Genomic DNA, 19084 nt, shown 5'->3' with positions numbered 1-19084 from the left:
TACGGTCGGCCTCAGCACTCCTCGTCGACCGGGATCGACACGCTGGACTGAATCCAGGCCTGGTGGTTCTCCCGGTCGTAGATGACGAACTCGTCCTCTCCGATGTTGAGTTCGGCGTACTGTGGCTGCTGGGAGTTGCCTGCTTCGTCGTCGGTGTCCGTGTTGTGGATGCTCATGTGTGACCTCGGCGGCCATGCCGCCTCCGTCCGCCTCGATCAGAATTTTCCCGCACGTCCTCATAAGGGCTTGCTCCAGATTATCACTCAATATAATGCTATATACTCGACAAAGCTGGAGAAATACCGATATTCTCAGTAGTAAAAAACGGAGCGGATATCGTAGGTGTAACAGTGTGTCTCCTCGAACTCCGTGTTTCTCCGACGATGCGATGCAAGAATCGGGACGGCTCCACGTCCGTTGGATTCCTCGCGGACCCCTCTGGAGGGGGATAACCCGAATTCCCGACCGGACATAAAACGGGTGACGATGGGGGCCGACTGCAGTCCTGCGATTTCGCGCTCATAAGTTATGAGTTGGATACGCTTGTAGTACTCAAGAAGTTCAGAGTAAATACCCGGTGCCTACAACAGATACTATCCAGTGCCTACAGGAAAACACTTATTACCCCATCAATGCTATATTAGTGTACGTTATGACAGGTTACTACGACTACGTTCTCGGTCTCATTCCGGTGTCAGTTGCAGGAATCAGTGCTGCGCTTCTCGGTGCGGGAATCACACTTACCGTCGCCGTTCCGGTCGCCCTGTTGTTCGCGATCGGTCTGATCGGTCACGCGATGTTCGTCAACGGTCCGGTCGACGACGTGACGCCGACCAGGCCCGCGGCCTCGCAGGACACGCCGCAGTTCTCGGCCGACTGAAGTCGATTTCTCTCCCGCTCCGATCTCCTCTCTGCGGTTCTGTCGTCCTGTTACTTTCGTGACCTCCCCTTCCAGCACACCTATGAGTGGGTCGTCCGAACGGGCGGGCATGACGACACACAAGGAAGCGCTGTTCCTGCGAAGCGACGAACTCGCCGGCCTCGCCGAGCCGGCCGAATACGTCGACGCCGTCCGGGAGGGGTACCGCCAGCGCGGCGAGGGCGCACCGGCCGAACCGCGAACGAAACTCCCGAACGCCGACCCGCCGGGCTTTTTCACCGGCTATCTCGCTATCCTGCCCGAGACGGGCGCGATGGGAACGTACACCTACGGCGCTGGCTTCGGCGCACAGGACGCCCACTTCATGCTCTCGCTGTTCGATTCCGAGAGCGGCGAACCGCTGGCGCTCATGGACGGCGCGAGCATGAACCCGTTCAAGACCGGCGCGGTCGGTGCGGTCGGCATCGACGCGCTGGCCCGCGACGACGCCGCCACGCTGTCGATCATCGGGAGCGGCGCGCAGGCTCGGGGCCAGCTCCGCGCCGCGACGACCGTCCGAGACTTCGACCGAATCGACGTGTACTCCCCGACGAAAGAACACCGCGAGAGCTTCGCGGCGGAAATGAACGACGCGCTCGACGCCACCGTCGCAGCGGTCGCCTCCAGCGCGGCCGCCGTCGAAGGATCGGACGTGGTGATCACCGCCACCAACGCCTCCCAGCCCGTGTTCGACGGCGACCTCTTGGAGGACGGCGCTCACGTCACCGCGATGGGGCAGTACGACGCCGACGTGCGCGAGGTCGACGCCGAGACGGTCGAGCGCGCCACCTACGTGCCCGACCTGCGGGCCCGCACCGAGAGCGACGCCGGCGCGTTCATTCAGGCCGTCGAGGAGGGTGTCATCGGCGAGGATCACGTCCACGCGGAACTGGGCGAGGTCGTCGCCGGCGTCGAACCGGGCCGGACGAGCGACGACGAGATCACGCTGTTCGACAGCGGCGGGACGGCCGTCGAGACTGTCGCCGCCGCCCACATGCTCTACGAGCGGGCCGTCGAGCGGGGCCTGGGGGAACCGCTGGAGTTCGCGCCGGCCAGTCAGGCCCTGACCGGGAAGTAACTACCCGAAGCGACGGGCGAGTTCGTACGCGACCGTCGCCGGGGCCGAAACCCACAACACGACGAACCCCACGGTTTCGGGGGACGGCTCACCGGGACGGAGTGCCGCGTAGAAAAAGAGCGCACCAGTCGCAACCACCATCACGACCGTCGCGACGTACGCCGGATCGGTCCACGAATTCGGGAACTCGCGGGCGGACATACCTGGTCCTTCCGACGCCGAGCGGAAAAACTTAGATGAAGCCCGCGAGCCCGAGCGCCTCCAGCAGCGGGAGGCCACTGACCAGTGCGGCGACGAGGTAGCCCCCAATGACGCCACCGTTCAGCAGCGGGAGGCCCGCGTGGGCACGCCCCTCCAGCACCATCCGCAAGAGCAAGGCCAGTCCGAGGAAGGTGCCGATCATCGCCCCCAGCGCGGTGACCGGAATCACCAGCCCCAGCGCGCCCACGGTGGGGACCGACGCCGGCGCGAAGAAGGCCGCGCTGGCCACGAGGACGGTTGGAATCACCGCATCGCCGAGGCCGATGAACAGCGCGTCACGGTCCATCGGGTCGTCCTCGGGGTCTCCCTCGTCCCCGCCGTCTTCGGTCTCTGCCTCGTCGGGAGCGCCGCCGTTGGCCGCCGCCTCGCCCTCGACCTCGCCAGTGGGATCGGGCGTCTCGGCCGACAGGAACGAGTACGAGAGCGTGAGCGGGACGACCAGCACCACCGGAACCTTCAGATCCATCACGCCGGACGCCAGCGTCAGCATGTGTTCGGTGCCGTAGACGCTGATGGCGTCGTAGATGGCCAGCACGGCCAGCAACAGGATGGCCGGCAGGAGGCCGAAGCTGATCCCGAACAGGCCGGCCGCGCCGGCTCCCATGACGACCCCGGAGGCGTCGATGACGTACCACTCCGGATACAGCAGGAGTGCGGCCCCGAGCGCGAGCGCCGCCGCCACACCCAGCACGTTGAACCCCGCGTAGGTGACGACGCTCGGGACGACGACGCTGAACACGTACCACGAGAGGTAGACGCCGGCGAAGACGACGAACGCCCGGATGAGCTGGTCCACGTCCAGCTTGATCGCCAGCAACATGAGCCCGGTCGCGACGAGGATCGCCGCCACGTAGACGACGGTGTTCGTCGGGTCGCTCGGGTCCTCGACGGCCTGGTAGCCGGCCGCCTCGAACGGCTGGACCAGCGCCAGCGCCCCCAGTTGCACGAGCAGAAAGATCAGTCCGATGAATGCGCTCGCGACGAGCGCCCGCGTTCGCTGCTCCATACCAGCCCCACGCCCGTCTCCCGTTTCAGGATTGCGAAGACGGCGTCGTCGAACGCCGGGCTCTCACCCCGACGAGTCGCGTTCCAGCGGCGTACGGTCGAGGCCGACAGCATCGTAGTCCTGCTCGGTCGAGAACACACGGCCGTCGCGGGTCGTGACGAGGCCAGCGTGGAGTGCATCGAACGGAGTGAGGTCGTACTCGTCGAGGAACGCAGCGGCGGCCAGGACCGCATCCTCGTGGGATTCTGGCTCGATGGGGACCAGTTCGAGCAGATTTGTGATCGCTCGCGGAGCATCGATCTCGTACTCGGCGGCCTCGCGGTCGTAAAACAGTACCAGAATCTCGGCGTAGGCGAGTATCGAGGTATGGATGTCATCGCGCTCCTCGAGGGCACGGATCGCGGCGTCCTGTAGCCAGTCGTCGTCTTTCACCAGAGCGATGAGAAAGTCCGTTTCGACGTACACGGCTCACTCCCCATCGTTCCGTGACCGCTCCGTTGCTTCCGCCCGAACCTCCCGGGAGACCCCCTCGCGTGCGTCCGATTTCAGCTCGTCTGCGTCCGTCTCCGCGAGAGCATCGCCGACGGCTGCCTGAAGCCCGTCCAGCGGGTCCTCGTCGACGGGGAAGAGTGCGACGTGGCTCGGTAGTTCGACGATCCGATACTGCTCACCGAACCGCTCGCGAACGGCTTTCGGGAGGTAGAGCCGCCCCCGTTCGTCCGTCGACTTGGACATGACGTACCCGCTCGTTGAACGGGAGAAACAAAAAGTGTTCCCGTAATCAATAGATGATTCCCGTCTCTCTGGTGTGACGATGATTCACCGCGCGTACAGCGCCGACCCCAGCAAGGTCGGCAGGCGAACCCCTTCGTCGGCCGAGACGGCCACGTAAGGTTGCTCGACGGGCCCGAACACGTCCACGACGCGGCCGATCTCGTCCAGGTTCTCGTCGACGACGGTCGTGCCGAAGTCGGGGTGGCCGTCGTCGGGCGAGCGGACCACCGCGAGGCCCTGCGCGGTGCGGACGACCTCGCCGACGCGTTGCATGCTCACGAGCGGATCACGTCGAGGTAGGCCGCGACCGCCCCGAGGAGGTCGCTCTTGGTCGCGTCGTCGGCGTCCTTGACGAGGACGCGACCCCGCGGCTCGAACTCCCGGGAGTACTGTTTGTCCCGCTCGATGACGGCGTCGTAGCCCACCTGCTGGACCGCCTGTGCGATCTCGTCGACGGTCGGCTCGGGGACCGCCTGCTCCAGATTGACCCGCCGACCCTCGGCGCGGGTCAACTCCGCGTCGAGGTAGGCGGGCCAGATGACGTTTTCGACCATACTCGCCTCTGGCCGGGCCGTCGGTAAGGACTTTTCCGTCCAGCCTTCACCGCCGACGCCCGACGAGAAGCGCCGCCGCGATCAGGGCCAGCACGGCGAGCGTCGCCACCGCGACACCGAAGCCGGGGCCGTTCACCGCAGTCGTCTCCGCCGCCGTCCGGTTCGGCGACGCCACGTCGGAGGCGTTCACCGTGCGGTTGGCTTCGGCCAGCCCCTCGGGGTACCAGGTCCTCGCGAGTTGGGTTAGCGGGATGGCCACGCGAGGCCCGGGCTGGTTGATGTAGCTGTAATCCAGCGCGATGGTCTGGTTTTGCCGGATCGCGCTCGTCTGGTTGTACGGCGTCCCCTCGGGGATCGCGTAGTCGTCGGGGTAGACGATCCACTCCGGGTTCCGGTCGATCACGATCTCGTCGCTGAGTTCCTTGTACCCCTCCAGTCCGGCCTCGGCGGCGACGTTCTCCCCGCCGGCGGCCTCGATGGCGTCGTGGATGTGGGTTCCCGTACCGGTCGTGAAGCCGAAGAAGGTGTACAGCACGGACGGCCGGTCGCTCGCGTTCGCGTGGGCCGCCCGTGCGCGCTCGACGGTGAGTCGGAACTCGTCGGCTTCCTCGCGCGCGGACTCGCAGGACCCGACCAGCCGGCCGACGGTCTCGACGTTCCGTGCGATTCCCTCCAGCGACTCCACGCCGGCGAAGTGGTACACCGTCACTCCGGCGTCACGGAGCGACGCGACCGTCTCCGGATCGGAGACGTTCGCCGCCAGCACCAGATCGGGGTTGGTGCCGACGACCTTCTCGACGACGCCCTCACCGCTCACGTCCGCCTTGCCGGACCGACCGTCGAGATACGACGTGTACTGGTTCACCGGCATCCCGACGACCCGATCCTGCGCGCCGATCTCCCAGAGGATCTGGGCGTCGCTGGGCTGGAGCGCGACGATCCGCTCCGGCCGCTCCTCGACCGTGACCTCGGTCCCCGTCACGTCCGTCCGCGTGACCGGGAACTCACAACTGCTCTGTGCAACCGACGCCGCCCGATCACCGACGGACGGCCCCAGGGCAGATCGGTCGGCCGAAGTACCGTCGGCCGACCCACCGGCCACCGCGCCGGTCGCCGCGAGTCCGCCGGCGACCAGCACGACCGCCGCGAGAACGAGTGTTCGCGTGTTCATCTGCGTCAGCCTCTGTCGGTATCCAATAAGTATTTGCCTACTCCAATCCAGCTTGGAGACTATGCACACGGGCGTCCGGACCGTCTGGTGGTCGGCCGGGCTGTCCGTCCTCCTCGTGGCGGTCGTCCTCGCGAGCGCGACCGTCGGACCCGTCGCCATCGACGCCGTCACCGTCGCCAAGGCCACGCTCAACGCCGTCGCCGTCCCGGTCGGCGTCTCGGTGAGCGTCGAATCCGCCGGCGCGTTCGGTGCGTCGGTCCCCGTCCCGGTGCCGGACCTGTCCTACTACTACCCGCTCTCGCTGTCGGTGCCGACGACCGCCGAGATCATCGTCCGGCAGGTGCGCCTCCCCCGGATCGCGCTGGCGGCCGTCGTCGGCTTCTCGCTGTCGTCGGCCGGCGCGGTCATGCAGGGCTTCTTCCGCAACCCCATGGCCGACCCGTCGATCATCGGCGTCTCCTCGGGCGCGGCCGTCGGCGCGGTCGCGACCATCGCCTTCCCGCTCGCGATCCCCTTCGGCCTCCAGACCGCCGCCTTCGTCGGGGCGCTGGTGGCCGCCTTCGGCGTCTACGCCATCGCCAGCGAGGGCGGCCGCACGCCGGTCGCCACGCTACTCCTGGCGGGCGTCGCGGTCCAGACCCTCCTCGGGGCGGCGGTCTCCTACATGCTGTTGCAGGCCGGGGGGAGTCTCCGGGAGGCCGTCTACTGGCTGATGGGCCAGCTCTCGGGCTCGTCGTGGGCCGAGGTGGAGGTGACCCTGCCGCTCGCCCTGCTCGCGTTCGCGGTCCTGTATGCCTACGCCCGCGACCTGAACGTCCTCCTGCTCGGGGAGGCCGACGCGCACACGCTCGGCATCGAGGTCGAACGCACCAAGCGAATCCTGCTCGCGGTTTCCAGCGTCATCACCGCCGCGGCGGTGTCGGTCGCGGGCGTCATCGGCTTCGTCGGGCTGATCGTCCCCCACGTCATGCGATTGCTCGTCGGCCCGGACCACCGCATCCTGCTCCCGACGAGCGCCCTCGCGGGTGCGGCCTTCCTCGTCGCCGCCGACACGTTCGCCCGCGCCGGACCCGCGGAGGTCCCCGTCGGCATCGTCACCGCCGCGCTGGGCGCACCCTTCTTCCTCTACCTGCTCCGGAACCGGGAGGTGCACGCGCTGTGATCGACGTCTCCGATCTCACGGTCGCTCGCGGCGGCGTCACCGTCTTCGAGGACGTGTCTCTGTCAGTCGACGAGGGGGAGTTCGTCGCCCTCGTCGGCCCCAACGGCGCGGGCAAGACCACGCTCCTGCAGGCCATCACCGGCGTTCTCACGCCCGAATCCGGGACCGTCAGGGTCGACGGTCGGCCGATTAGCGACTGTTCGGCCCGCGAGCGGGGGCGACTGGTCGCGACCGTCCCCCAGGATACCCACGTCGGCTTCGACTTCTCCGTCGAGGACATCGTGGCGATGGGACGGACGCCCTACCACACGCGCTTCGGGCGGACCGACCGGGAGGCCGACCAGCGAGCGATTCGGCGCGCACTGGACCGGACAGACACAGCCCGATTCGCCGACCGCCCGGTCGACGAAGTGAGCGGCGGCGAGCGTCAGCGCGTCCTGCTCGCCCGTGCCCTCGCACAGGACACGCCCGCGCTCCTGCTCGACGAACCCACCGCGAGCCTCGACGTGAACCATCAGGTCGAGACGCTGTCGCTCGTCTCGGAGCTGGCCGCCTCGGGCAAGGCCGCGCTCGCGGCGATCCACGACCTCGACCTGGCCGCGCGGTTCTGTGATCGCATCGTCCTGCTCGCCGACGGCCGGGTGCTGGCGAACGGCCCGCCGGCGGAGGTGCTGGACGCCTCCGCACTCGGCGCGGCCTTCGACGCCGATGCCGCGGTGACGACCCACCCCACCACGGGGACGCCCTCGGTGACGGCCCTCGGCGACCGCCGGGACCGTGAGCTGACCGTCCACGTCGTCGGGACCGGCCGGACCGCCGCGCGGGTGATCGCCCGGCTCCACGACGCCGGCGTGACGGTCACGGTCGGTCCGCTTCCCGAGGGCGATCTCGCCGCCGAGACCGCCCGCGCTCGCGATCTGGAGACCGTGACCGCCCCGGCGTTCGGATCGCCGGACGCCGCGATTCGCGACCGCGTGCGCGTCCTCCGCGACGAGGCGGACGCACTCGTCGCGGCCGACCCACCGGCCGCCGACGGCATCGCGGCCGTACTCGACGCCCGACTCCCGGTCGTGACGGTCGACGGAGCGAGGCCGGTAGACACCGAATGCGAGGACCGAATTGCTCCGACCCGACCCGAGAAATCGACACGGGTCGCGTCGCCGGCGGACGTACTGGAGGCCCTCGTCACCGTCGCGCCCGAGCGGGAACTGCCCGCCGACGACTGAGCCGGTACACCGCCGGTCGCAGTTTCAGTGTCAGCAACCGTCACTGCTAGTTTATGTCCACACCGGACGTACATTCAGGTATGTCTTCAGTATCCAACTCACAGGGCATCGGCTCGGGGACCGTCAGCCGCACCGTCGACTGGGCTGTCACCCTCGTGACGATCCTCGCAGGCCTGCTGTTCGCGGCGGGCGGAATCGCGCTCTACAGCGCGGCCGACCGCAGTTGGATCGCCGCCGCCGTCGCCGAGGGCACCGTCCGCTCGGACGGACTCACCGAGGCGCAACTCGTGGACGCGCTCTACGGCCTCGCCTGGTGGGGCGGTATCGGCCTCGCCGTCACGGGCCTGCTGTTCGTGGTCGCCGGTGTCGCGTTCATGGCCTACCGCACTCGCTGGCACCGCCGCCGCGCCGAGACCGGCGAGGCCGGCCCGGACACGACCACCAACGCCGTGATCGGCGCGGTCGTCACCGTCGTCACCTCTTTCGTCCCGTTCTCGCCCGTGCTCGGTGGGGCGGTCGCGGGCTACCTCGGCCGCGGTGACGGGAGCAACGGCATCCGCGCCGGCGCGTACTCGGGGCTGGTCACGTCGATCCCGGTGATCGTCCTCTTTGCGTTTCTGATCGGCGGGGCCGCGGTCGTCGGTGCCGAGATCGGCGTCGGCCTCGGTGCAGTCGCCGTCGCGCTCGTCCTGCTGTTCGCGCTGGTCGTGACCGTCCTCACCGTCGTCGGACTGTCGGCGCTGGGCGGGTACCTCGGCGTCGAACTGGCCGAGCGGTCGGCCTGAGAAGTCAGGACAGATCGACGGTCAACACCGGGACCGACGCGTCGGCGACGACTTTTTCGGCCGTACTGCCGAGGATGTTCTGCGTGTAGTCGTCGCCCTGTGTCCCCATGGTCACCACGTCGATGTCTTCCTGCTCGGCGTAGGCGACGATCTCGTCGGCCGGCGTGCCACGTCGGATCGCGGTGACGGCATCCAGGCCGGCGGCCTCGACTTCGTCGGCGACAGTGCCCACGGCGTCGGTCCCTTCCGCCTGGAGGTCCTCGAGGACCTCAGACTTCATCTCGTCGTCGAGGGTCAGGAACGCACGGTCGTCGACGACGTAGAGGACGTGGACGGTCGCCGTGTCCGGTGCGATTTCGACGGCGCGGTCCAGGACGGCACCGAACCCCTCGCCGCCGTCGGTCGGAATCAGAATGTCGTCGTACATAGCGAAATCTCACCCCGCGGTGTACACACGCCTTTCGGTTGCGGGTCGGGTCAGATGACGGTCCCGTGTTTCTTGCTCGGTCGCTCTTTCTCCACGTCCTCGTAGAAGGCAAAGCGGGCGGCCAGTTCCGTCCGGAGGTCGCTCGGGGGCACGATCTCGTCGATGACGACCTCGCTGGCCATCCGATGCACGTCGATGTCCTCGCGGAACTGTTCGCGGAGTTCTTGCTCCCTCGCGGCCCGTTCCTCCTCATCGTCGATGGCCGCCAGCCGGTTGGCGTAGACGGCGTTGATGGCCGCCTCCGGGCCCATGATCGCAATCTCGCCGCTCGGGAGCGCGATGGTCGACTCGGGGTCGTAGGCCGGCCCCGACATCGCGTAGATGCCCGCGCCGTAGGCCTTCCTGACCACGACGCACTGCTTGGGGACCGTCGCCGCCGAGGTGGCGTAGATCATCTTCTTGCCCTGTTCGAGGATGCCCTCCTTCTCGACGCCGGACCCGGCCATGAAGCCTGGCGTGTCACACAGGTACAGCAGGGGCACGTCGTAGGCGTCGCAGGTCCAGACGAACTGGGCGGCCTTCTCGGCGGCGTCCGGGAAGATCGCCCCCGCGCGCTGGGCGGGCTGGTTGGCCACGACGCCGACGGGTCGCCCGTCGATGCGGGCGAAACCGGTCAGAATCTCCGAGCCGAACTGCGGGCGCAACTCGAAAAAGGAGTTGGCGTCGACCACGCGCTCGATCACGCGGGTCATGTCGTAACCCTTGTTCGGCTCGGCGGGGACGATTGCGTCGATCCCATCGGGCGATTTCGCGGGTGCGGAACCCGCGGTCTTTGGTGGTTTCTCGTCGCTGTTGTCCGGGAGATAGGAGAGCAGTTGCGCCACGAGCGCCCGGGCGTGTTCCTCGTCTTCCGCGATCAGGTCCGCGCTGCCGGTGTGGCGGGCGTGGACCTCCGCGCCGCCCAGGTCCTGCAGGTCGATCTCCTCGCCGGTGACCATCTCGACCATCCGGGGGCTGGCGATGGCCATCGCGCTCACGTCCCTGACCATCACGGTGAAGTCCGCGAAGATCGGCGTGTAGGCCGCGCCGGCGATACAGGGGCCATAGAGGACGCAGATCTGTGGCACCCGGCCCGAGAGCCGCGAGTGGTTGTAGTAGTACTTCCCGATCCCCTCGCGGTTGGCGAAAAAGCCCGTCTGCTGGTCGATCCGGCCCCCCGAGGAGTCCATCAGGTAGAGGACGGGTTTGCCCGTCTTCAGGGCCCGCTGTTGCATCCGGAGGAACTTCTCGACGCCCTTCTCGGCCATGCTCCCCGCCTTCACGGTGAAGTCGTTGGCCATGAAGTGTACGTCCCGGCCCTCGAACTCCGCGGCACCCGTGAGCAGGCCGTCGGCGGGGAGGCGGTCGCCGTCGTTCTCGTCACCGTCCGCCGCGTTCTCGTGCCAGCTATCGAAGTTCGCGAACTTCCCGTCCTCGAACGCGACGCCGTCCTCTCCAAACCAGAGGTCGAGGCGGTCGCGGACGAACAGTTTCCCCTGTTCTTCGAGGCGGTCGCGGTACTTCTCGGGACCGCCGCGCTCGATGTCTTCGATCTCCTCGCGCAGGCGTTGCTCGCGTTCGGTCGGCCCCAGGTCCCCGTCCGGTTCCGGTGTGGCGTTCGACGGTGCCGTGTGCGTGACGGCGGGTTCGGTCGCGTCGCCGACGTACAACTCGACGGTATCTGCGACGTGCTGGGCCATCGCCTCGGCGATGGCGGCCAGTTCCTCCTCGTCTGCCCCCTCGGGAACGCGGACTTTCATCGCCCACGACTGGGCCCAGGAGTGTGAAACCGTTTTCCCCTGTCTCGGTTCCCGACCGACACTGACACAATCCCGGCGTTCGAGGGAGGGGTTATGCCTGCAGACACGGACGACACCGACCGCCGCCTCGTGGAGGGGTGGCAGGGCCGCTTCTTCGAGGACTTCCGGATCGGCGACGTGTACAAACACCCCTACGGCCGGACCGTCACGGAGACGGACAACGTCTGGTTCACGAACCTCACGATGAACGCAAACCCGATGCACTTCAACGAGGCCTACGCCGCCGAGACGGAGTTCGGCGAGCGCCTCGTCGACGGCACCTTCGTGATCGCGCTCGCGGTCGGGATGAGCGTCGTCGACGTGTCGGCCAACGCAACGGCGAACCTCGGCTACGACGACATCCGCCACCACGCGCCCGTGTTCCACGGCGACACGCTGTTCGCCGAGAGCGAAGTCATCGACAAGCGCGAATCGGACTCCCGGGACCACGTCGGCATCGTCACCACCGAACTCAGGACGTACAACCAGGACGACGAACTCGTCCTCACGCTCGAACGGACGCCGATGGTGCTGAAACGCGAGGCCGCCGAGCCCTCGGCGGCCGCGCCCACGGGCTGGCCCGACGGCGTCGGCACCCAGCCGGAGGACCTGTCGTGACCGACCAGCGGATCGAGGGCGAGCTTCCAGTCACCGACGCCGCCAGCGCGGCCGCCGACGTGCCCGCGGACGCGACGATGCTGGTGAGCGGTTTCGGGAGCGTCGGCTACCCGAAGGCCGTCCCGCTCGCGCTGGCCGAGTCGGACCGAGACCTCTCGCTCACGGTCGTCAGCGGCGGGAGCGTCGGCGAGGAGATCGACGTGGAACTCGTCGAGGCCGACGCCATCGCCCGCCGCTACCCCTACCAGGCCCGCTCGCCGGCCCGGGCGGCGGCAAACGACGGCCGGATGGCCTTCGCCGACCGCCACATCTCGACGCTCGGCGACGACGTGCAGTTCGGCGGGCTGGTCGACCCCGACGTGGCCGTGGTCGAGGCCGTCGCTGTCGGCGAGGACTGGCTGATTCCATCGGGATCGGTCGGGCACACTCCGGCCTACGTCGAGCGCGCCGAGGCGTTGATCGTCGAGGTCAATCACGCACAGCCGCGGTCGCTCGCGGGGTTCCACGACATCTACCGCCCTGCCCTGCCGCCCGACCGTGACCCCGTGCCGCTGTCCGCGCCGGGCGAGCGCATCGGCGGCCCGCGGATCGAGTTCGATTCCGACGCGCTGACCGCCGTGGTCGAGACCGACCGCCGCGACGAGCCCTACGAGTTCCGCGAGCCGACCGCGACAGACCGGGCCATCGCGGGGAATCTGCGCTCGTTTCTGACCCACGAGGTCGAGCGCTCGCCGCTGTTCGCCGACTCCGTGCGCGTCCAGTTCGGCGTCGGGAGCCTCGGCAACGCGCTGATGGGCGCGCTCGCGGACGCCGACTTCGGCGACCGCGACCTGATCTACTTCGGCGAGGTCATCCAGGACGGCTTGCTCGACCTGCTCGATGCTGGCGAGTTGGCGTCGGCCAGCGCGACATCGCTCGCGCTCTCGGCCGAGGGACAGGATCGGCTGTTCGCCGACGCCGAACGCTACGCCGAGGACGTGGTGTTGCGCCCCGCCGACGTGTCGAACCGGCCTGCACTCATCGACCGCGTCGGCGTCGTCGCGGTCAACAGCGCCCTCGAAGTCGACCTGTACGGCCACGCCAACTCCACGCACGTCGACGGCTCCAGAGTGCTGAACGGCATCGGCGGGAGCGCCGACTTCACGCGCAACGCGGCGCTGTCGATCATCGCCCTGCCCTCGACGGTCGGTGACGGTGACCGCTCGCGAATCGTCCCGATGGTGCCCCACGTCGACCACACCGAACACGACGTGGACGCCGTCGTCACAGAACACGGCGTCGCCGACCTGCGCGGCACCGCCCCGCGGGAGCGCGCTCGCCTGCTCGTCGACCGCTGTGCCCACCCCGACTACCGCGACCGACTGGCGGCGTATCTCGACCGCGCGCTCGATAGTGGGGGGCACGAACCCCACGACCTCGACGCGGCGCTCTCCTGGCACGAGTGAGTCTCGGGTTTCCGGGACTGGCTCCATTCGGTCTGTCATGTGGGAACCCCAACAATTACTTCCGGGGCCCCGAACAGACGCCTGAACTCACGATGTTGGCACGGGTGCGGGACGGTGGGCGGTCGGTGCAGCGGGCGGGAATCAGATCGGTGCTGGTCGCGCTGGGGGTGTCGGTCGGCACCAGCGGCGTCGGGGCGGCTCAGCCGATGCCGGTGGGACGGACGGCTCCGGTGGTGCCCCTGGAGATCCGGGTCGCTGTGGGCCTCGCGCTAACGACCTTCGTCGGCGTCTGCATGCTGGCGCTGTTTCAGACCTACACACACGAGTCACTGGACGCGATTCGAGCGAATGCGCCAGTCTCGCTCGCCATCGGCATCGCCGTGCAACTCTGCTTCCTGGTTCTGGCGTTCGCCGTCGGGTTCGTGTCGGTCATCCCCCTGATGGGGCTAGTCACGATCCCGGTCTGGATCGCGCTGCTCGTGTTCTACGTCGCCTGGGGCATCCTCGGCGTGATCTCGGTCGGCCGGTTCGTCGCGAACCGGTTCGCCAGTGGCGGCCCCTGGCTCGGCCTCCTCGTCGGGGCCGTCCTCGTGGTGGCCTTCCAGCTCGTCCCGTTCGGGGAGGTTCCGCTGTTTCTGATCCTTTCGCTCGGCATGGGCGGTGCCGTCCGGCGGCACATGGGTGCCTCGACGAGCGAGCGCTCGGTGCCCAGCGGGCGGTTCTAGAACGAGTCGGCGGTCAGTCCAGCGCGCCTTCCAGTCGCTCGATCAACTCGGTGTTGCCGACGTGGACCGGGACGCGCTGGTGGAGTCTGTCGGGTTCGACCTCCAGGAGCGACTGCTCGCCGTCGGAGGAGCGTCCACCGGCCGACTCGACGATGTAGCCGATGGGATTGCCCTCGAACTGGAGGCGGAGCTTGCCGTTCTCGGCGGACTCCAGCGAGGGGTACGCGAAGATACCGCCGTACTCCATGACCTGGCTCACGTCGCCGATCATCGCACCGCCGTAGCGGAGTTTCAGTTCGTCCTCGATCTCGCGCACGAACGCCTCGAAGTCGGCGTGCCAGTCCGGGACGCGGCCGCCGAACCCGTAGACCACCGGATCGGCGGGGAGCGTCACGTCCTCCTCGACCACGCGGCGCTCCACGCCCTCGTCGGTGTCGTCGATCACGTACTCGGTCACCGTGTCGTCCCGGGCCAGCACGAGCGTCGTGATCGGACCGTAGAGAACGTAGCCCGCGGCGACGAGCGCTCGGCCCGGGGCCGGCAACGGCTCGTCGTACACCGCGAGGATCGTCCCCATGACGTTGTTGGACTTCAGGTTCGACGAGCCGTCCAGCGGGTCACAGGCGACGTGGAGGTCACCGTCGCCGGACTCGACGATCTCCTCGCGCTCCTCGCTGGCGTAGCTGGCGACGCCGTCGATGGCGAGCAGGCGGTCTTCGAGCAACTCGTCGGCGTGGCGGTCGGCCGCCAGCATCTGCTCGCCCGAGGGGTTCTCGCTGGTCTCGTACTCGCGCCGACCGGTCAGGCCCGCCCGCACGTCGGGTGCGGTTTCGGTGACCACGTCGACGATCTCGGATACCGTGTCGCGCATCTATTCGGCTTCGGGGGCCGCGCCCTCGGCGGCGGCCAGGGCCTCCTCGACGGAGGACTCCTCGAAGATCACCTTCTCCAGGGCGTCGAGGATGCGCTCGGGGTTCTCGCGCTGGAAGACGTTCCGGCCGACCGCCAGCCCCGCGCCACCCGCGTCGATCACGGACTTGACGTTCGAGAGGAACTCCTCGTCGCTTCGCTTCGAGCCGCCGGACATGACGACCTTCGTCTTGCCGGCCATGCGGACGGTCTCCTCCATCGCGTCCTGACTGCCGGGGTACTTCACCTTGGCCACGTCCGCGCCGAGTTCGAGGCCCAGGCGGGCCGAATAGGCGATGCTCTCGGGCGTCTTGGCGTTACGCAGGCCCTGGCCGCGCGGGTAGGACCACATGACGACGGGCATGTCGTACTCGCGGGCCTTCTCCTGGGCGTCGCGGAACTCCTCGACCATCTCGATCTCGTGATTGGAGCCGCCGTAGACGGTGAACCCGACGGAGTCGGCACCGACCTCGTTGGCGTAGTCGACGGTCCAGTTGACCGCCGAGTTGGGCTCGCCGCGCCAGAGGTTCGACGTGCCGTTGAGCTTGGCCAGCAGGTTCACGTCGTCCTCGTAGGAGGGGTAGTACGCTTCCGCGACGCCCTTCTGGACCGCGAGGGAGGTCACGGCGTCGTGCGTCGCCACGTCGAAGACGTGTGCGGGGTCTGCGCTCTCCGGTACGTCCTCGAAGTCGACCGGGCCGTGTTCCAGGCCGTGGTCGTACGCCAGGATCAGCACCTTCCCGTCCCGGGTCAGGGGGCTGTCGTCGATAGGGATCATCTCACCTTTCTCTGCCCCACGTTCGCTAATTAAGTTGTTGGAGACGGGTAGCGAAATCTTGATCCGGATGCGAGTAAACCTTCTCTTTGCGAACAGTTCTGTCGGATCGGGAACTGCCGACACACTTACGCGAGTCCGGGTGGAGTCTCCCGGTATGCGCGGATTCGACGAGATCGAGACCTGGGGCGTCGTCGGCGCGGGAACGATGGGCCACGGCATCGCACAGGCCGCGGCGACCAGCGGCTACGACGTGGTAATGCGGGACGTCGAGGGGGATCTGGTCGCGGAGGGACTCCAGGGCATCGAGTCCAGCCTCTCCCGGTTCGAGGAGAAGGACGAACTCACCAGCGAGGAGGCCACCGCAGCCCGCGAACGAGTCACCGGCACCACCGACCTCGGGGACCTGGCGGACTGTGATTTCGTCGTCGAGGCCATCGTCGAGAACATGGACGTCAAACGGGACGTGTTCGCGGACCTGGACGAGACGGTCGACGCGGACGTGGTACTCGCCACGAACACCAGCACGCTCTCGATCACCTCCATCGCGAGCGCGACCGACCGTGCCGAGCAGGTGGTCGGCCTGCACTTCATGAACCCCGTCCCGCTGATGGAGGGCGTCGAGGTCGTCGTCGGGGAACGCACGAGCGACGCGGTCGCCCAGCTCGCCCACGACCTCGCAGAAGACGTGGGCAAGACCACCTGGGAGTCCGACGACAAGCCCGGCTTCGTCACCAACCGCGTGCTGATGCCCTGGATCGCCGAGGGCATCCGGGCCTACGACGAGGGCGTCGCCACCAAGGCCGACATGGACCGCGGGATGAAACTCGGCACGAACGTCCCGATGGGGCCGCTGGAACTGGCCGATCACATCGGCCTCGACATCTGTCTCGACGCGATGGAGACGCTCCACGAGGAACTCGGCGACCGCTACCAGCCGCCGTACCTCCTGAAACGGAAGGTCGAGGCCGGCGACCTCGGGAAGAAATCGGGAACGGGGTTCTACGAGTACGGGGAGTGACGACGGGCGGCCGCGTTACCCCTCACTCAGCGACTCTTCGAGTGCTTCCACGTCCGCCAACAGCGACTCGAACTCGTCGCTCACGTCATCGCGGTCGCCGAACTGGCGCTCGGCGCGGGTCTTGAGCTGTGTCGCGTCGTCGCCGAGTTGCTGGACCTGTGCCTGCAGTTCGTCACGCCGATCCAGTAGCTCGGCGACCTTCTCGGCGAGTTCGTCGAGGTCGGCGTCGCCGAGCATATCGTACTCGTCGTAGAGCCCCGAGCCAACGGCGCCGTGGCCGGAGCCGGTCAACTCGTGGATCACGCCGTCGTCGGTGTCGGTCTCGGTGGTCAGACCGAGCGTCGAGAGTTGCTGACAGCGGGTCTCGACCTGCGACCGGTCGAGGCCGGTCGCCTCGACGAGTGTGTCGAGACCGGCCCCCTCCTGCTCGTCGATGGCGTGCAACACCGTGACCGCTTCCCAGTCGAGTACGTCCGAGAGTTCAGAAATCGTCGGCATACCCAGGCCGAGGGAAGCCGTCCGTGTAAGCCTTAACACTCCGCTCGCGCGACGGCGCGCGTCGCCGTCGCCTTGAACGTCGCGACGACCCCGGTCCCGGGGGCAAGCTCCAGCCGTTCGACGCTCTCGACGGTCACCAGCGCGGTCAGGTCCAGGTCCGGATCGACCGCGACCGTCACACGGGCCAGCGTCTCCCCACGCTCGACGCCGGCCACCTCGCCCTCGAACCGGTTGCGCGCGCTCGTCCCGCCGGGTTCGGGGGCGTCGGCCGGTCGGTTCAGCGTCACCGCGTCGGCGCGGATCGTGACGACGACCTCGGTACAGTCCGGCGGGGTCACGGCTCGGATTCGGCCGGCCGCGGTCTCGACGGTGGCGAGTTCACCGTCCCGTTCGGTCACTCGGCCCGAGACGACGGTCTCGTCGGCCTCGGCGACGCCCGCGAACTCCGCGCGAACGCGGTCGAACGTCGCGAGCAACTCCCGGGCGCGGTCGGTGAGTTCGCTCCCACCGCCGCCCCCGCCGCCGCGACTCCGGTCGACCAGTGACCCGAACGCGTCTTCGAGTTCGACCACGCGACGCTGTGCGTGGGCGTACGAGCGGCCCAGCGAGTCCGCCGCGGCGTTCAGCGAGCCCGCCTCGTCGATAGCCGCCAGTAACTCCCGGTCCCGAACCGTCAGCGCCACGCCGTCGCGACCGAGTTGCACGTCGAAATCCGGGGACACGTCCATAGCCGATGGTTGCCAAGCACTGACAAAACTGTTATGTCAGGGGCCGCACAACGGCGTTGTATCGACTATGGCACAACGCAACGGATCGCAGGGTGAGACGGGAGCGACGGATCGGACACGACGGGGATTCCTCGCGGCGGCGGGCGCGACGGGCGCGGCCGCGCTGTCCGGGTGTATCGGGGGCAGTGACGGGAGCGGCGACTCGCCGGGGTCGATGCTGGCGTTCCACGCCGGGAGCCTCGCACCGCCGTTCAGTTCGGCCGAGCCACAGTTCGAGGCGGAGACCGGTATCGACGTGACCCGGGAGGCGAAGGGGTCGGTCGCCTCGACGAAGAAGATCACCGAACAGCGTCGCCGAGCAGATGTACTCGGCGTTTCGGACTTCCGACTCATCCGGGACATGGTGCTCGGGGAGTACGGCGAGTGGCTCATCGTGTTCACGACCAACGCCATGTCGATCCAGTACCGGGAGGACTCGCCCGGGGCCGACGAGATCGGGACGGACAACTGGTGGGAAGTCCTCTCCCGTGACGACGTGACCATCGGCCACAGCGACCCCGCCGTCGACCCCGGTGGCTATCGCGCGGTGATGGCCCAGCAACTCGGGAAAGAGGAGTTCGAGGGGAGCCGACTCTACGACGAGTCGACCTACCAGGCGATGCGGGACAACTCCACGGTGCCGACGGGGACCGAGACGAATCTGGAGGGTCAGCTCGAGAGCGGTGAACTCGACTACGTGTTCTACTACCAGTCGATCAGCACGTCCTCGGACCTGCCCTACGTCGACCTCCAGCCACAGGTCGACCTCTCGAAGGCGACCGCGAAGTACGCCGAACACTACGCGAAAGCCGAGGTCGAGACCGAGGATACGACTTACGTCGGCGCACCCATCGCCTACGGGATGACGGTGCCCGGCGTCGCCCGGAATCCCGAGAACGGAGCCCGCTGGGTGGAGTACATGATCACCGAACCCGGCAAGCAGGTCCTGCGGGACAAGGGCCTCCAGCCGGTCGAGACGCCCGCGGTCAACGCCAGCGGCGAGGGGAGCGTGCCGGACCGGGTGATGCAACACGCAGAGGCCAAAGAGACGCTCGGCCCGCTCCAGCTGGACTCGTGACGACCGAGCGGAAGGCTCAGTAAGCTCCCACCGGGACCCACAATCAG

24 protein-coding genes are annotated in these 19084 nt (G+C 68.0%); 10 read left to right on the top strand and 14 right to left on the bottom strand.

The window, feature by feature from the left end:
- Positions 1–11 precede the first annotated feature (11 nt).
- Positions 12–176 (bottom strand): DUF7331 family protein, encoded by a 165-nt coding sequence (locus tag ACOZ4N_RS06815; RefSeq protein ID WP_424019179.1) that lies wholly within the window; start codon positions 174–176, stop codon positions 12–14.
- 476 nt (positions 177–652) lie between these two features.
- Here ACOZ4N_RS06815 and ACOZ4N_RS06810 point away from each other — a divergent pair, with 476 nt between their 5' ends.
- Together ACOZ4N_RS06810 and ACOZ4N_RS06805 are read left to right on the top strand one after the other, a co-directional pair.
- A complete protein-coding gene (locus ACOZ4N_RS06810; RefSeq protein ID WP_424019178.1) occupies positions 653–880 on the top strand; it encodes a hypothetical protein in 228 nt (75 codons plus the stop codon).
- Between the two features lie 109 nt (positions 881–989).
- Complete coding sequence (locus ACOZ4N_RS06805) at positions 990–1997, top strand: ornithine cyclodeaminase family protein (RefSeq protein ID WP_424019177.1); 1008 nt, start codon at positions 990–992, stop codon at positions 1995–1997.
- Here ACOZ4N_RS06805 and ACOZ4N_RS06800 read toward each other — a convergent pair whose 3' ends face one another.
- The 7 genes from ACOZ4N_RS06800 to ACOZ4N_RS06770 all read right to left on the bottom strand — a co-directional run bounded on the left by ACOZ4N_RS06800 (position 1998) and on the right by ACOZ4N_RS06770 (position 5763).
- Positions 1998–2198, bottom strand: a complete 201-nt coding sequence (locus ACOZ4N_RS06800; protein WP_424019176.1) for a hypothetical protein — start codon at positions 2196–2198, stop codon at positions 1998–2000.
- A 31-nt stretch (positions 2199–2229) separates the two neighbouring features.
- The gene (locus tag ACOZ4N_RS06795) at positions 2230–3264 is read right to left on the bottom strand and encodes a presenilin family intramembrane aspartyl protease PSH (RefSeq protein WP_424019175.1); all 1035 of its coding nucleotides are present in this window, start codon (positions 3262–3264) and stop codon (positions 2230–2232) included.
- 63 nt (positions 3265–3327) lie between these two features.
- On the bottom strand, positions 3328–3729 hold the full coding sequence (locus ACOZ4N_RS06790; protein ID WP_424019174.1) for a PIN domain-containing protein: 402 nt from the start codon (positions 3727–3729) through the stop codon (positions 3328–3330).
- A gap of 3 nt (positions 3730–3732) precedes the next feature.
- Positions 3733–3999 carry an AbrB/MazE/SpoVT family DNA-binding domain-containing protein gene (locus ACOZ4N_RS06785; protein WP_424019173.1) on the bottom strand — a complete coding sequence of 89 codons (267 nt, stop codon included), beginning with the start codon at positions 3997–3999 and terminating at the stop codon, positions 3733–3735.
- A gap of 84 nt (positions 4000–4083) precedes the next feature.
- On the bottom strand, positions 4084–4311 hold the full coding sequence (locus tag ACOZ4N_RS06780) for an H/ACA ribonucleoprotein complex subunit GAR1 (protein WP_424019172.1): 228 nt from the start codon (positions 4309–4311) through the stop codon (positions 4084–4086).
- A 2-nt stretch (positions 4312–4313) separates the two neighbouring features.
- The gene (srp19, locus tag ACOZ4N_RS06775; RefSeq protein WP_092659734.1) at positions 4314–4592 is read right to left on the bottom strand and encodes a signal recognition particle subunit SRP19; all 279 of its coding nucleotides are present in this window, start codon (positions 4590–4592) and stop codon (positions 4314–4316) included.
- Between the two features lie 46 nt (positions 4593–4638).
- A complete protein-coding gene (locus ACOZ4N_RS06770) occupies positions 4639–5763 on the bottom strand; it encodes a PGF-CTERM-anchored ABC transporter substrate-binding protein (protein WP_424019171.1) in 1125 nt (374 codons plus the stop codon).
- 61 nt (positions 5764–5824) lie between these two features.
- Between ACOZ4N_RS06770 and btuC the strand changes: the two genes are divergently transcribed.
- The 3 genes from btuC (at position 5825) to ACOZ4N_RS06755 (ending at position 8936) form a co-directional block, all read left to right on the top strand.
- Entirely contained in the window at positions 5825–6925 is a 1101-nt protein-coding gene (gene btuC, locus ACOZ4N_RS06765) for a vitamin B12 ABC transporter permease BtuC (protein ID WP_424019170.1), read from the top strand.
- Positions 6922–8151, top strand: coding sequence for a heme ABC transporter ATP-binding protein (locus ACOZ4N_RS06760; RefSeq protein WP_424019169.1), 1230 nt, complete (start codon positions 6922–6924; stop codon positions 8149–8151). The genes btuC and ACOZ4N_RS06760 overlap by 4 nt, the downstream gene beginning before the upstream one ends.
- An 80-nt stretch (positions 8152–8231) precedes the next feature.
- On the top strand, positions 8232–8936 hold the full coding sequence (locus ACOZ4N_RS06755) for a DUF5518 domain-containing protein (protein WP_424019168.1): 705 nt from the start codon (positions 8232–8234) through the stop codon (positions 8934–8936).
- Positions 8937–8940: 4 nt separating this feature from the next.
- On the opposite strand, the gene ACOZ4N_RS06750 is transcribed toward ACOZ4N_RS06755, so the two are convergent.
- Complete coding sequence (locus ACOZ4N_RS06750) at positions 8941–9363, bottom strand: universal stress protein (RefSeq protein ID WP_424019167.1); 423 nt, start codon at positions 9361–9363, stop codon at positions 8941–8943.
- Between the two features lie 50 nt (positions 9364–9413).
- On the bottom strand, positions 9414–11162 hold the full coding sequence (locus ACOZ4N_RS06745; protein WP_424019166.1) for an acyl-CoA carboxylase subunit beta: 1749 nt from the start codon (positions 11160–11162) through the stop codon (positions 9414–9416).
- A 93-nt stretch (positions 11163–11255) separates the two neighbouring features.
- Between ACOZ4N_RS06745 and ACOZ4N_RS06740 the strand changes: the two genes are divergently transcribed.
- The 3 genes from ACOZ4N_RS06740 to ACOZ4N_RS06730 all read left to right on the top strand — a co-directional run bounded on the left by ACOZ4N_RS06740 (position 11256) and on the right by ACOZ4N_RS06730 (position 13989).
- Positions 11256–11819 (top strand): MaoC family dehydratase, encoded by a 564-nt coding sequence (locus ACOZ4N_RS06740; RefSeq protein WP_424019165.1) that lies wholly within the window; start codon positions 11256–11258, stop codon positions 11817–11819.
- A complete protein-coding gene (locus ACOZ4N_RS06735) occupies positions 11816–13264 on the top strand; it encodes an acetyl-CoA hydrolase/transferase C-terminal domain-containing protein (RefSeq protein WP_424019164.1) in 1449 nt (482 codons plus the stop codon). The genes ACOZ4N_RS06740 and ACOZ4N_RS06735 overlap by 4 nt, the downstream gene beginning before the upstream one ends.
- A gap of 125 nt (positions 13265–13389) precedes the next feature.
- Entirely contained in the window at positions 13390–13989 is a 600-nt protein-coding gene (locus ACOZ4N_RS06730; protein ID WP_424019163.1) for a hypothetical protein, read from the top strand.
- A 13-nt stretch (positions 13990–14002) separates the two neighbouring features.
- Here ACOZ4N_RS06730 and ACOZ4N_RS06725 read toward each other — a convergent pair whose 3' ends face one another.
- The gene (locus ACOZ4N_RS06725; protein WP_424019162.1) at positions 14003–14860 is read right to left on the bottom strand and encodes a class 1 fructose-bisphosphatase; all 858 of its coding nucleotides are present in this window, start codon (positions 14858–14860) and stop codon (positions 14003–14005) included.
- Positions 14861–15676, bottom strand: coding sequence for a class I fructose-bisphosphate aldolase (locus tag ACOZ4N_RS06720; RefSeq protein WP_424019161.1), 816 nt, complete (start codon positions 15674–15676; stop codon positions 14861–14863).
- A gap of 154 nt (positions 15677–15830) precedes the next feature.
- Between ACOZ4N_RS06720 and ACOZ4N_RS06715 the strand changes: the two genes are divergently transcribed.
- Positions 15831–16694 (top strand): 3-hydroxyacyl-CoA dehydrogenase family protein, encoded by an 864-nt coding sequence (locus tag ACOZ4N_RS06715; RefSeq protein ID WP_424019160.1) that lies wholly within the window; start codon positions 15831–15833, stop codon positions 16692–16694.
- A gap of 15 nt (positions 16695–16709) precedes the next feature.
- On the opposite strand, the gene ACOZ4N_RS06710 is transcribed toward ACOZ4N_RS06715, so the two are convergent.
- Both ACOZ4N_RS06710 and ACOZ4N_RS06705 read right to left on the bottom strand, forming a co-directional pair.
- Positions 16710–17192 carry a hypothetical protein gene (locus ACOZ4N_RS06710; RefSeq protein ID WP_424019159.1) on the bottom strand — a complete coding sequence of 161 codons (483 nt, stop codon included), beginning with the start codon at positions 17190–17192 and terminating at the stop codon, positions 16710–16712.
- Between the two features lie 32 nt (positions 17193–17224).
- Entirely contained in the window at positions 17225–17920 is a 696-nt protein-coding gene (locus ACOZ4N_RS06705; RefSeq protein ID WP_424019158.1) for a TOBE domain-containing protein, read from the bottom strand.
- Between the two features lie 67 nt (positions 17921–17987).
- Here ACOZ4N_RS06705 and ACOZ4N_RS06700 point away from each other — a divergent pair, with 67 nt between their 5' ends.
- Positions 17988–19037, top strand: coding sequence for an extracellular solute-binding protein (locus tag ACOZ4N_RS06700; RefSeq protein WP_424019157.1), 1050 nt, complete (start codon positions 17988–17990; stop codon positions 19035–19037).
- Positions 19038–19084: the final 47 nt, after the last annotated feature.

This window comes from Halorientalis pallida, assembly GCF_049605515.1.
GTDB classification, from domain to species: Archaea; Halobacteriota; Halobacteria; order Halobacteriales; family Haloarculaceae; genus Halorientalis; species Halorientalis pallida_A.
Note: the sequence above shows the minus strand (reverse complement) of the source record. Positions and strands in the feature narration are given on the sequence as shown.